The sequence below is a fragment of the Fructilactobacillus sp. X2R1C1 genome, from assembly GCF_059901435.1.
In genome coordinates this window covers 572,918-587,291 of sequence record NZ_JBWXUV010000001.1, presented here as the reverse complement: position 1 = coordinate 587,291, position 14,374 = coordinate 572,918, and the positions used below count along the sequence as shown (strand labels likewise).

General features: G+C 36.4%; 11 protein-coding genes. 2 read left to right on the top strand and 9 right to left on the bottom strand.

The window, feature by feature from the left end:
• Positions 1-340 precede the first annotated feature (340 nt).
• The 7 genes from AC6UDG_RS02875 to ykzS all read right to left on the bottom strand — a co-directional run bounded on the left by AC6UDG_RS02875 (position 341) and on the right by ykzS (position 8,100).
• Positions 341-2,401: an LTA synthase family protein gene (locus AC6UDG_RS02875; protein ID WP_500693603.1), complete on the bottom strand. Its 2,061-nt coding sequence runs from the start codon at positions 2,399-2,401 to the stop codon at positions 341-343.
• 1 nt (position 2,402) lies between these two features.
• A complete protein-coding gene (locus AC6UDG_RS02870; protein ID WP_500693602.1) occupies positions 2,403-3,467 on the bottom strand; it encodes a lysylphosphatidylglycerol synthase transmembrane domain-containing protein in 1,065 nt (354 codons plus the stop codon).
• Positions 3,468-3,471: 4 nt separating this feature from the next.
• Positions 3,472-4,494: a glycosyltransferase family 4 protein gene (locus AC6UDG_RS02865; RefSeq protein WP_500706337.1), complete on the bottom strand. Its 1,023-nt coding sequence runs from the start codon at positions 4,492-4,494 to the stop codon at positions 3,472-3,474.
• A gap of 12 nt (positions 4,495-4,506) precedes the next feature.
• Positions 4,507-5,691, bottom strand: a complete 1,185-nt coding sequence (locus AC6UDG_RS02860; RefSeq protein WP_500706336.1) for a glycosyltransferase family 4 protein — start codon at positions 5,689-5,691, stop codon at positions 4,507-4,509.
• 102 nt (positions 5,692-5,793) lie between these two features.
• A complete protein-coding gene (gene ptsP, locus AC6UDG_RS02855) occupies positions 5,794-7,524 on the bottom strand; it encodes a phosphoenolpyruvate--protein phosphotransferase (protein WP_500706335.1) in 1,731 nt (576 codons plus the stop codon).
• A gap of 1 nt (position 7,525) precedes the next feature.
• Positions 7,526-7,792, bottom strand: a complete 267-nt coding sequence (locus tag AC6UDG_RS02850) for a phosphocarrier protein HPr (protein WP_500693598.1) — start codon at positions 7,790-7,792, stop codon at positions 7,526-7,528.
• Between the two features lie 113 nt (positions 7,793-7,905).
• Entirely contained in the window at positions 7,906-8,100 is a 195-nt protein-coding gene (gene ykzS, locus AC6UDG_RS02845) for a protein YkzS (RefSeq protein ID WP_500699312.1), read from the bottom strand.
• Positions 8,101-8,263: 163 nt separating this feature from the next.
• Between ykzS and AC6UDG_RS02840 the strand changes: the two genes are divergently transcribed.
• Together AC6UDG_RS02840 and AC6UDG_RS02835 are read left to right on the top strand one after the other, a co-directional pair.
• Entirely contained in the window at positions 8,264-10,279 is a 2,016-nt protein-coding gene (locus AC6UDG_RS02840) for an ATP-dependent Clp protease ATP-binding subunit (protein ID WP_500706334.1), read from the top strand.
• Between the two features lie 90 nt (positions 10,280-10,369).
• Complete coding sequence (locus AC6UDG_RS02835) at positions 10,370-11,233, top strand: MucBP domain-containing protein (protein WP_500706333.1); 864 nt, start codon at positions 10,370-10,372, stop codon at positions 11,231-11,233.
• A gap of 30 nt (positions 11,234-11,263) precedes the next feature.
• On the opposite strand, the gene AC6UDG_RS02830 is transcribed toward AC6UDG_RS02835, so the two are convergent.
• Entirely contained in the window at positions 11,264-12,685 is a 1,422-nt protein-coding gene (locus AC6UDG_RS02830; RefSeq protein WP_500706332.1) for a C69 family dipeptidase, read from the bottom strand.
• 58 nt (positions 12,686-12,743) lie between these two features.
• A complete protein-coding gene (locus AC6UDG_RS02825) occupies positions 12,744-14,321 on the bottom strand; it encodes a peptide chain release factor 3 (protein ID WP_500706331.1) in 1,578 nt (525 codons plus the stop codon).
• Between the last annotated feature and the right edge of the window lie 53 nt (positions 14,322-14,374).

Here is a 14,374-nt window from a genome sequence, read left to right as displayed (position 1 = left end):
TATTTGTTGTTATTCTTTTTCAAAAGAATTAAAAAGCGAATTGACTTCGCAAATGTTTAATTTTAAGTTCTACAACTCAAAATTACCTTACACTTGTAATCAAAATCTTGTTCAGTTTTCAAAGATCTACTCTGACGCAACGTCGTCTCATTGTACCTCAACGCCGCATGTAATAATATACCATGTGGTTAATTTATTGTCAATAGAAAAGTTTGACTAATTTTAACCAAATTGTTTTGGCGCACTTAACGACAAGAACTACTATACCAAGGAAACAAAATTACGTCAAGACTTTTTTACAAAAAAAGCACTTAGATCTTTATCTAAATGCTTTTTCTAATTATTTTAGTTCAGGAGCATCAGTATGATACATCGGAACCGTGGATTTGCCACCATTCTGATCAATTAGATCAGTTTTACGTTCTTTGTCAGCCTTATCCAACTGTTCCATTGCATTCTTCGGCTTATAATTATAGTCTTTTCGATCCACAGGCTTAAATCCTTTAGGATGATAGAAACGAAGTAAATCACCATAGATAACTCTATCAGAAAGAGACAAATCACTAGTTACATAGTTCTGAATTCCATCTACTTCCTGTTGTTGTTGCTTATTCGGCTTAATAACTTGACCAGTCTTAGAATCATAGATTGTTCCCCCAACCTTAGTGTATTTAGGAGTTACAAAATCTCCATCCCTAAATGGAACAATTTGATTAGGATTATTCCCCAACAAATCATGTCCAAACTGGATCATATCATCATTCTTAATTCCTAATAAATGAAGCAGCGTTGGTAAGACATCGATTTCTCCACCATAAGTATGATCAACGTGCCCATCCAAATTATCAGCATGGATCATAAATGGCACCTTCTGAAAGTTAGCCAAATCATAGTTATTAACCGACTTTTTACCTAACATCTTAGCAATTGCAGGACGATGATTATTAGAAATCCCATAATGGTCACCGTATAAAACAATGACACTATTCTTCATTAATCCCGTTGCTTTTAGATATGCTTCAAACTCACCAAAAGATTGATCTAAATAATGAGCCGTTTGAACATAAGGATCAACGGTACTATCCCCCGTTTTAAGAGCAGGAAAAGAAACATTTTGTTTATCTAATTCATAAGGATAATGATTAGTCAAAGTGATAATTTTGGCATAAAACGGCTGTGGTAGCTTTTCAAGATAAGGAACTGAATCTTTAAACATAATCTTATCTTTCATTCCATATCCAACATTATACGAAGGTTTCTTCTTATAGTAGTTGCTATCGAAGAAGTACTGATATCCCCAAGACTTATAAGTATTATCTCTATTCCAAAAGCTCGGAACATCTCCATGAAAGACAGCCGTCGAATAACCCTTTTGGTCTAAAATTGCTGGAGCCGCCTGGAAAGTATTCTGCGAACCATAAGTAACCATCGCAGATCCCTGGGGCAATCCATACAATGAATTTTCAAGCATCATTTCAGCATCTGAAGTCTTACCTTGAGCAACTTGATGGTAAAAGTTATCAAACGAAATCGTATGCTTATCACTATAAAACTTATTAATATTCGGAGTAACTTCCTGTCCATCAACTTTATAGTTGATTAAGAACTGTTGAAAACTCTCCAAATGAATAATAAAAACGTTTTTACCCTTTTCTTTCCCAAAATATTTAACGCTTGGATACGTCTGATGTTGATTAATAAATTTCTTGACACTATTCAAATCTGAAGCTTTCGCCTTCGCTCGCGTAGAACTCTCTTGGTGAGTTTGATATGCATTAAAAGCAGCGTATTCATTTAAGCCTAAATATTTAACGATATAATTATTATCAAACGTCCGAGTTAAAAGACCACTCCGATCCGAATTAGCAAGAGAATATTCTCCCCCCATAAGCAAAATCGAAAGTAAAGTAATTCCAATGGCATAGCGATACTTAAAGGGACGGTAATCGATTTTAATAATCCTGAAGACTAATAGTAAGATTAAAACCACAACATCCAAATAAATCAAAAAATCCGTTGGATGAAGAATTTCCATCATACTCTTGCCCAAATTATTTTGGACGTCTCCGGTTCCTTTAATAATACCAATTGACAAGAAGTCAGAGAATTCTCGATAATATAAAACATTAGCAAACATCCAAGTCGACTGTAGAAAATCAATTATCAGCATCAGCCAATAAGAAAGCTTGCCGCGAAAGTATAAAGCAATCCCAAACAAGAGCAGTCCTGATGGAATTGGATTAACAATCATCAAAAAGGTTTGCATGCCACCCTTAACACCCAAACTAAAGTCGACGTTATAAACAACCAAAGTAGTTATCCAATATAAAACGACTACCAGCACGAAGAAACCGATAGTAGTATTAAAAAAATTACGAATGCTTTTTAATATTCGAGACATTCTAGTTTCCTCCAAAACTCTTATGACTTTCGCTTTTTAGTATTTTCCTATTCTTTTGTGCCTTTTTACTTGGCTTCATAACGAGGGCAAAGGCTCCCAAAATCAAACCTAAGTAATACGTAAGAATCCGCCACAGGATCATCGCAAGTACTAGCTTACTTCCATTAGTAATATAACTTCTAAAAATCATCTCAAAGCTATACTCAGCTCCACCTGCTCCTCCAGGAATGGGAAAAATCGAGATAATCATCACAATCAAAATGTGGAGACTGGTTACCATTACCACATTAGCATTGGTATAACCTAACGAAAGCATAATAAAGTAGGGAATTAAGTAATAAAAAAGCAACTGAAAAAAAGTGATTATGAATATTTTAGCCATCAACTTCCCTTGGTGACCAATTCTCACACTCTCTTTGTAAAAGTTATCAATCTTCTTATTTAATGTATTTACTAACTTATAAAATGTAGCATCTTTTACGAACCATTTCACCGGTTTGATACAAATATTAACAAATTTTTTAGTAAATGAATGCCAATACATGATCATAAGTAGTGAAACGATCACAAACATGTGAATGCCAAATCCGAACACAACAAACCATGCCAGAGCGTGCATTTTATCAATAACGTAGTTAAAACCGATTATTAACGCAATAAAAAAATTAATTACTATCATGGCTTGGTAAACAACAAACTTCATAAGTAGTGCAGAACTAGCCCGACCACCATCAACTCCCGATTGAATTAAAACAAATAGTTGAGCCGGCTGACCACCAGATGAAAACGGAGTGATCCCATTAAAAAGTTGCTCCACTAAAGGTACCCGGATTGCATCCCGAAAAGTAAAATTAGGATCACTATTTCGAACTAACATGTAAGTAATCACGGATTCAAGAGCAAAATAAAGCAAAATGCACCCTAAAGCAACTAATAACCACCATGGATTAATCTCAACAATATCTCTTATAAGAACGCTAAACTTAATGTCTCTAGCTGCATACCATGAAATAAGTAATCCAAGGGCAATCATGATAAGTAGTGAGACTTTATTTCTCCTGGACATTCAATTACCCCTTTTTCGCCTGGTCAAAATAAAAATCATGCCAAATCTTGGCTAGATGATCCTCGGAATAATAATCAGATGCTTTAAGTGATTTTTCAGCATATGCTTTCAGAAGGTTAGGATCATTTAACAACATCTTAAGTTTTTTATCCATTTCAGCCTCATTATTTGCTGAAATATAATACCCGTCAATAATTTTTTTATAAAGGGATAAATCCCGCAACATAACAGGAATTCCACACGAGAATGCCTCTAAAACAGACATCGGGAATAACTCATTATACGACGGTAAAAGAAATAAATCAGCCATATTATAATAATTTACTAATTCTTTACGATCAACGATTCCGGGAAAACTCAGGTTTTGAGGTGGATTATCAACCAATTCTTTCAACTCAGAATATCCAGCTGTCATTTTTCCAAATGAAAATCCTCCTGCCCAAACAAATTGAACGTTTGGATTTTGCATTGCTAATTTACCAAAATCAAGAACGCCCTTTCTGGTCTGAACTTGACCGGTTCCGAGCACCGTAAACCGTTTTGTTTGATAACCATAACTACTTCTAAGAGCTTCTTTCTGGCTCTTTGAAACCGGATAAAATTCTTTTTTACTTACAAAATTTGGAATATATGTAATTTTCTTTTTATCAATCCCATATTTTTCAAGTTTAGGTATAAAAGTTGGATTTACAACGACAATATGATCCATCCGTTTATAAAAGGCAATTACATACTTATAAAAAATTTGTCGAAATGGAGTAGGAATTTTTAAACTCCCCTCAAGCGTTTCCGGCAAAAAATGAACGTATCCAATCTTTCGTCCCATTTTTTTTGAAAATGTAGACAAATAAAACGTTGGATTAATGGTGTGATAATGACTAATGTTCGCTTGATTAAATTTATTAATCTCAATGTCAAACTCGTTTGGAAAATGTTTCTTTAACATCTTAATTAACTCAATGTATGCACTACCAACTCCTTGACCTTTTACTTTGTCAGCAGTTGAAAACATATCGATCTTTAACATCAACAAAACTCCTCAGTCAGATGTGTTAGTTTGCTTAGCTTTAGTTCGATCAAACTCTTTGATTGTATCATCATAAAAGCTCAACATCTGATCCACAAAATACTCAGCTGAAATTTCGTGTAATTTCTCTTCACGGACATTTTCGGAATCGGGGTATTCACCTCGGTGTTGCAAATAATCCACCGTTTCAGAAACAAACCTTTCTTCTGACTCAAACGTCATTCCAATTGATTTATCATCAATTAAGTCATCGGTGTACGGACTTCTTGCAACGACAACTTTGGTGCCAGCAGCAACTGCTTCAATGTACGTTAACCCCTGAGACTCAGAATTAGACGTAGAAACAAAAACATCTGCCATTCGATAATAATCATTGACATGATTATTATTAATTTCTCCGGTGAAAATAACATGGTCGTTAAGTTTCATGTCAGACACTTGCTTCATTAAATCATCTTCGGCAGGTCCTTCACCCACAATTACAAGCATAGCATTTGGAACTTGATCCAAAATTTTAAGTAGTGCATCGATCATTTCGGAGATGTTTTTTTCATACGCAACTCGACTAACGGAAACCATCAATGGGGTCTCATCACTAATGCCTAATTTTTTTCTAATATCAACATGGTCATTTTCTTCATAATGCTTAACGTCAATCCCAGTTGGAATAATTCGAATGGGACTCTTAACCCCATAATCAGTAAGCTTGTCCAAGACACGCTTACTTGGTGCCACCACACCGTCCATGTGATGGCAAAAAGCTAACATCATTTCTTTTACGTGTACTGGTTTTAATAATTTGCCGTTAGCAACATAGTGCAAATAATCTTCATACATTGTGTGATAAGTGTGAATACAAGGAATATTCAAATTTTTAGCAACGAACTTCCCGATAATTCCAAGTGAAAATTCAGTTTGGGTATGAACGATATCTAATTTTAATTGCTTAGCAATTTGATAAGCCTGAAATATTCCTCTGACGGCGATTCTTCTTTCGGTAAAAGAAATAAAGGGAACACTTGAAAAACGGTAAATGTCTTTTTCATCGTCATCATTTTTTTCAACGTTAGGATCAGTTGTAGTAAAAATATAGACATGATTTCCACGCCTTTCTAACTCATCTTTTAACGTTTTGATTGACGTAGCAACTCCGCTAACTTGTGGAAAGTAAGTATCTGTAAACAAACCAATATTCACGTTGTTTTCCCCTCTCTCTTTAACGTTAAACAAATGTAATTATATGGGTTTCCCGCATGGTTTGCAACTTTGTGCCTAACTACTCAAACCTAAGTAAACCATCTACTCTGGCATCTTAGAGATAAAGTCATCAATCATCTTATTAACGTCACCAGTGGTATCTGCATTTTTAACGACACTATCAGCTAACTTACTTGCTGATTTCGAATTAATTTTACTAATATATGCTTTAGTTTTTAAAATTTGAGTTGGAGTGGCTGATAATTCATCCACTCCTAACCCAATCAAAAAAGGAATCACCTGTGGATCACACGCAACCTCACCACAAACACCCACGGTCTTAGAAGCGTTATGAACGATCCTAACGACCCTTTCAATTAAACGAAGCACGGCTGGATCACAAGCTTGGTACAAATAGGAGACACGCTCATTTAAACGATCAACAGCAACCGTGTACTGAACTAGATCATTAGTGCCAATACTTACAAAATCTACTCTTGAAATGATCTTATCAATCATAATTGCTGCCGCTGGAACTTCAATCATCGTTCCTAATTGAACATCTCCAAGTTTAACTCCTCTATCAATCAAATTCTGGCGTTCTTCAGTGTAAATCGAAAGAACCTGATCCAGCTCTGAGACCGTTGATATCATAGGAAACATGATCCGAATTGGTCCATAAGCTGAAGATCTAAGGAGTGCCCTGATTTGAGTGCGAAAAACCTTGCTTTCACCTAAACTATAACGAATGGCACGATAGCCAAGAAAGGGATTCGTCTCATTATGGGAAATATTAGGCAAATAATTAACTAGTTTATCTCCACCAACATCCATTGTCCTAAAAGTTAACTGCTTTCCTTTTACTTTTGAAACAATGTTTTTGTATATCAAAAATTGTTCGTCTTCGCTCGGGAGATGGTCAGAATCCATGTAAATGTATTCGGTACGAAATAATCCAATTGAATCAGCCCCAACTTCTAAAGCATTATCAACTTCATTTTCGTTACTAACATTAGCCCCCAATAGCAGAGGGTGCTCATCTAATGTCTTGGTCGATTGGCCCTTGAACTTTTCCCATGACCTTTTTTGTTTTCTAAATTTTTCAAGCTTTGTCTGGAATTTCTCGATTTCATCTGAATTGGGACTTTCAATAACGTTTCCACTACTTCCGTCAACAATCAATTGTTCATCATTTTTTAAATGATTTAGGCTGTCCTGCAATCCTAGTACAGCTGGAACGTCCATACTTCTAGATATAATGGCTGCATGAGAATTCTTGGTTCCAACAGCTGTAACAATCCCTTTAATATTTTTCTTTTGAACTTGTGCAATCTGAGTTGGAGAAATGGAATTAGCAACAATAATAACTGGCTGGTTAATAAGTGATAGATCGGGAGTATCGACGCCAAGTAGACGTCCCAAAAGCTGGTCTCTGATATCTTCAATATCATGAACCCGTTCCCTTAAATACGGATCATTCATATTCAAAAAAATAGCTGCATATTGATTGAATACACGATTCAATGCAAATGCAGCATTCTTTTTTTCTTCTGTTATGACTCTTTTAACCTCATTAATCAACTCTGGATCAGATAAAACTTCTAAATAAAAATCTAAAATATCAAGATATTTTTTAGCCATTTCAACTCTATTACTTTGTTTGATTTTTATAATAGTAGTTTTGGTATCTTGAAACGTTTTTTTAAGGCGTGCTTTTTCTTCGTCTATACCCAAAAAGGCTTCTTTATTAAAAGTTAAATCTGGTTTAGTTAAACAATAAGCTTTTCCAAATGCGATCCCATCACTAACACCAATACCCTTAAAGGTAGTCATATTAGTCGATCAATCCTTCATCTTTCATGGTTTTAGCAATTGCATCAAGGGCTTCTTTAGCATCGTCACCATCGGCTGAAATAGTAATATCAGCACCTTGGCCAACTCCTAATGACATAACACCCATGATTGATTTTAAGTTTACAGATTTATCACCATATTCAAGACTAATATTTGAATCAAATTTGCTAGCGGTCTGAACTAACAAAGTTGCTGGACGAGCATGAATGCCAGTTTCTGCCGTGATTTTGAATTGACGTTTCTCCATAATGAACGCACTCCTTTAATCGTTTATTTAACTCTATTTACAGTTTAAGAATATCAATTTATCATCTAAAAAACAAGTAATTATCATAAATCGCTTACATAATTGTTATGACGCTAATTTTCAGACGAATAATGATAGGTTAAAATGCCCTTTTCGCTGGCTTTCCCTACGATTCTTTTCCGTGTTGGAAAGCTCATAAAAGCCTGCTGAAATTTCGGAAAATCCTTTGGTTCAACCGTCAAATCTTTGATTTTTCCATCCTTTAATTGGTTTAAGAGTTCGGTAAAATCATTTTCGTTTTTATCCATAATTATTGCCTCCTAATCGGTTTCAATGTTACCACATTAAAATAATTTCTAGATCAGTCAAAATACTTGATTGAATGTTATTAGTGCGTATAATATTCATGAATGGTCAATAAAGGTCAGACTTTCGTCTGACAATTTAGTTAAGCAAAAGGAGGCTTAAACTATGGAAGGACAAGGTTCATACGGATTTGGTAGTCTAGATGACTTTCTTCGTGCCATGCAAAATGGCCAAGTCAATGATTATCAAATTCCACCACAAAGTGGACGCGGCAACGACCGAAATGGTTCAAAATCAATTCTTTCAACTTACGGAACTGATTTAACTAAAAAAGCTAAAGCCGGAAAACTTGACCCAGTAATCGGTCGTGATAAAGAAACGGCTCGAGCAATCGAAGTTTTAAATCGTAGAGGCAAGAATAACCCGGTCTTGATTGGTGAAGCCGGAGTTGGAAAAACAGCAATCGTTGAGGGCCTCGCTCAAAAAATTGCTGATGGTACTGTTCCAGAAAAACTTCAAAACAAACAGGTAATTCAATTAGACATGGTTTCAATGGTTCAAGGCACAGGTATTCGTGGTCAATTTGAAAAGCGAATGCAACAATTAATTAAAGAGGTTCAGTCAAACCGTAACATCATCTTATTCATTGATGAAATTCATGAAATCATGGGTGCAGGTAATGCTGAAGGTGGCATGGACGCAGGTAACGTCTTAAAACCCGCTCTTGCTCGTGGGGACTTTCAATTAATTGGAGCAACCACTCTAAAAGAATACCGTGACATTGAAAAAGACTCTGCTCTTTCAAGACGACTTCAACCAATCATGGTCAAAGAACCAACGGTTGATCAGTCCATCAAGATTCTAAAGGGTCTACAAAATCGTTATGAAAACTATCATCTAGTCAAGTATACCGATCAAGCAGTGAAAGCGGCAGCTACCCTTTCCGATCGTTATATCAGTGATCGTTACCTTCCGGACAAGGCAATTGATTTACTTGATGAAACTGGTTCCAGAAAGAATTTAACTTTAAACATTGTTGATCCAAAAACAATTGACAAAGAGATTGACAGTGCTGAAAACGAAAAGAAGACGGCTTTAGATAAAGAAGACTACGAACAAGCCGCTTACTACCGTGATAAGATCAAACGACTTCATCAAAATAAGGATAAGGGTGCTACAAGTGAGAAACACAACACCGTTACCGAAAAGGATATGCAACAAGTTGTTGAAGAAATGACCAATATCCCAGTTGGAGAACTACAAACCAAAGAACAACAACAATTAAAGGACTTAGCTCCAAATTTAAAGCAACATGTGATCGGACAGGACAAGGCTGTTGATTCTGTTGCTAAAGCCATTAAACGAAATCGAATTGGTTTTAATGGTAGCGGTCGTCCGATTGGTTCATTCCTATTCGTTGGATCCACTGGGATTGGTAAGACTGAGATGGCTAAACAACTTGCCAAAGAATTATTTGGATCCGAAGATTCAATGATTCGATTTGACATGTCAGAGTATCGTGAACCACAATCAGTTGCTAAATTGATTGGTTCACCGCCTGGCTACGTTGGATACGATGAAGCTGGCCAATTAACCGAAAAAGTCCGTCGTAATCCTTACAGCTTGATTCTGTTAGATGAAGTTGAAAAAGCTCATCCAGACGTTCTTCACACATTCTTACAAATCTTAGATGACGGTCGTTTGACTGACTCACAAGGTCGAACGGTTTCCTTTAAGGACACTGTCATCATTATGACTAGTAACGCCGGAAGCGATGCCGAAGCAAGCGTTGGGTTTACACCAGAAGCAACTGGTAAAACTCATTCTGTGATGGATAAATTAGGACTTTATTTCAAACCTGAATTTCTCAATCGTTTTGATGACATCGTTGAATTCAACCAGCTTTCTAAAGATAACTTAAATCAAATTGTCGATCTGATGATTAAAGATATGAATAACATGTTAGCGTCAAGAAACGTTCACATTGATGTTTCCAAATCGGCCAAAGCAAAAATTGTCGAACTCGGTTACAATCCGTCAATGGGTGCCCGTCCGCTTCGACGAGTAATTCAAGAACAGTTAGAAGACCAAACGGCCGACTACTTCTTGAATCATCCAGAAACTAACAATCTTGTTGCTGATACAGACAAGAACAACAATATCGTTATTAGTACTAAGTAGTGAAAGAGACTTAGATTAGAATTCTAATCTAGGTCTTTTTTTATTTCCAGAAATGGTAAAATCAATATAAACCATCTTTGGAGGAAAATTATGTTTAATTGGATGAAAAAAATCTTTTCAAAAAATAATCATAACTACAAGCATTCAAAACATCGGATGAAAAGACCAATCAGACAAAACAACGTTAAAAAGACGACAACCTCCATAGATCCATCCGAAATTTCTTTAAACAAGCCAAAATCAATTCATACCACCACTCCATTACCTGCCGAAAATCATCAATCAACTCCTAAAAAAGAGGTTATCAGAACCCCAAGTACAGTTTTTATGGAATTTGTCGATCAAAACGGGAATCAATTAAAATCAACTGAAATCATTAGTGGTTCAGTTGGCGATCCAATTAATTTCATCGTTCCCAAAATAAAAAACTACATATTAGTTAGTGTTGATGGAATGACTAAAAAAATGCAAGCAAAAAAACAACTAATCAAGTTTCATTACATCCCTAAGTTAGGCCAACCAGTTAGCGTTTACTGCTTTGATTTTGATTCATTTCGCTTGCTTCTCCCTCCCAAAATCGTGAATGGTCCATTAAACCAGCAGTTTACACTAAAGGCTCCTGTGATTCCTAACTACCAGCTTCACCTATCGGTTGGTGACTTAACCGGTCAATTCACAAATAAAACCAAAAATATCATCTTATATTACCGACGTTCTAACTGGAAAGTGGTTCAGTCAGTCAATTATTTAGTCAAAATGAAAATCCCCACTTCCGTTTATGATTCACCGGTGCGAAAGCAAAGATACGATCAAATTTTACCAGCTGGATCAACTTGGCGTGTCTTTACAGAAATTCGAACTAATCAAGATGATTGGTTAAATCTTGGCGGATCACAATGGATCAAAAAGCGATCCACGATTCGTACCCATAACAATGACAAACGTCTAACCTAAAAAAATCCCACTCAATAAGAGTGGGATTTTTTACAAATTTTTATCCATGTTATACGTCAATTTAGAGAGTGTAAGACCCTTTTCCATCAATTCATGCATAAATTGATAGGTTCGACTCCTCATTTCTTTGACCAATTGCTGATTCTGATCTTTCAAAAATTCAGATGCGTCCTGATCATTCATATTAGCAGCTTGACCCATCGTATCTGATATATGCCCTAAAAATAACTCGTTAGCATGTTTCTTAAAATCACGATCCTGTTGAATAAAATTACTGTAATGAGATTCAACGATCATCGATAGTTTACGATACATCCAGTATGCGCTCTTATCATCCATCGTTAGAGGGGTAACCTCATAACTTGGATCAGTCTCGTCAACGTTAGCAAAAAAAGGAACATATGGACTAAAGGCGGGAATTCCAAAATTTAGCCACATAATTGCCGAACATTTATCACTTACATCATTTCTAATTTGCAGAACATGTGAATTTTGGGTTCGATTCATTGAAATTGGCCTAAACTGAGTATTCGATTCTTTTGGATCCTTAGCTAATGGATCATATTTGGTTTCGTTATAATGAGAACTCAAAATAAACTCAACATCACTAACTTCAATTTTACGGCTTGCTTTTCTAATAAACGGGAGGTCATTTGAGGTTGGCTCCTGCTCAATCTCGGGATTCAGCACCTTTTGACCATACCAAACTCGAGGTGTGTTGTAATGGTGATCAAATTCATTATGAGTTCCAAAGATGTGTCTAAAATTAAATCCCTCTTTATCAGGATTTAACTGGTACTTTTCAACAAACTCTTGTAACCCATCGGAATACATAAAATTTTCTGGATCATCAAAGTCAACCTGTTGAATTGCAACTTCGTTTGCTACGACCGCATAACAATCGTCAGGAATTCGTTGTGCAACCCAGTGGTGACCAGTAACGATCTCCATATACCAGACTTCGTTCTTGTCACTAAAAAGGACCCCATTTCCCTCTGGTGAACCATACTTTTTGATTAAATTTCCAAGATAGGCAACTCCATCCCTCGCGGAATTAATGTAAGGGAGAACCATCGATTGTAAAGAATCTTCAGCTAATCCATGCTGAACAAGCGGATCATGAGCTAAAGCATGCTCGTTTCCATAAACACTTTCAGTGGCACTCATTGCAACATTCTTTTCATTAAATCCACTTTCAGCATAAACGCCTTCTTTTTTAACGTCAGCGTTCGGTGTCATCAAAATTCGGTAACCCGACTTTGGCATTGGAGCAGTAAAGCCGTTTTGGTTGGATTTCCAAACTTTGTCCTCGTTATGATATGCAGGTTGAACATAAAAACGTTGAGGAGTTAATGGTAAAAAGGTATCATCATTTCTAGAAATCATCGTTGACCCATCAACACTAGCGTCTTTACCAACCATCACACTGGTACAAGCACTTAACTTTTTCATAATTCATATCCACCTTTCACAAAAACTAGTTTATATCGAATATTACGTCAATTCAATCCTAAAGCTTGGCAGTTAACTTGACATCAGGATATTTATCTTTAAACCAGCGTTCTGCAAACTCATTTTCAAAAAGGAATAACGGATCCCCCTTTTGATCCCGTACTAAAATATTTCTAGACGAAGACATCTTTTCGTCCAGCTGGTCAGGGTCAATCCACCGGGCAATTTTATGCCCCATTGGTTCCATCACAACATCTGAGTTATATTCATTTTTCATTCGAAACTGAAATACTTCAAACTGAAGCTGACCAACTGCTCCCAAGATATACTGTCCCGTGCTGTAATTAGTGTAGAGCTGAATGGCTCCCTCTTGTACTAATTGTTGAATGCCCTTATGAAACGACTTCTGCTTCATAACGTTTTTGGCTGAAACTCTCATAAATAGTTCTGGAGTGAACTGTGGCAGCTTTTCAAACGCAATCGGTTTTTTGCCAGTATAAATGGTGTCGCCAATCTGAAAATTACCAGTATCATAAAGACCAATAATATCTCCAGCAACCGCTGTTTGAACGTTTTCACGCGTATTAGCCATAAATTCAGTAACGTTTGATAAACGGATCGGCTTCTGGGTACGATCAAGGGTAACATCCATGCCCTTTTGAAATTCACCAGAGCAAATTCGTACAAAGGCAATTCGATCACGATGACGTGGATTCATATTAGCCTGAATCTTAAACACGAATCCAGAAAATTCTGGTGCCGTTGGTTCAATTTCATTTCCTTGAAGAGTTTTGTGAGGACCTGGAGCTGGTGAGAGCTTCAAATAAGCGTCTAAAAAAGTTTTAACCCCAAAGTTAACCAACGCTGAGCCAAAGAAGACTGGTGTTTGATCACCCTTGGCAATTTTTTCTCTGCTAAATTGATTCCCAGCTTCAGAGATTAAATCCATTTCACTTCTAGCATCTTGATAAATGCTATCGTCTGCTAGTGAGTTATCTCCAATAAGATTGCCATCATCATCTAGTTTAATAAAGTTCTGACCATCCGCTTCTGGTTTATAAAGTTCAACTCGATGATCATAACGGTCGTACAGCCCCTTTAAAATTCGACCAGAGCCAATGGGCCAGTTCATCGGATAAGCCTCAATTCCCAGTACATCTTCCAATTGATCGATTAATTCCATGGGATCCTTGCTATCACGATCAAGCTTATTCATGAAAGTAAAAATTGGAATTCCACGCATTTTACAAATTTTAAATAACTTTTTAGTTTGCGGTTCAATCCCCTTAGCGGCGTCAATCACCATCACGGCAGAATCCACTGCCATAAGAGTCCGGTAAGTGTCTTCTGAAAAATCTTCATGTCCCGGTGTATCAAGAATGTTAATCCTTTTTCCCTGATAATCGAACTGCATAACCGAACTAGTAACTGAAATTCCACGCTTCTGTTCAATTTCCATCCAATCTGACTTAGCAAAATTTCCACTTTTTTTAGCCTTAACGGTTCCAGCTTCCCGAACAATCCCACCAAAGAGGAGTAGCTGTTCGGTGATAGTGGTTTTCCCAGCATCAGGATGGGAAATAATGGCAAACGTTCTTCGTTTATCGACTTCTTTTTCTAGGTCTGCTTTTTTCATCTTTACTTCCTTTCTGTTATAGATTAATTGTATACCATCAAACAAACAAAAAA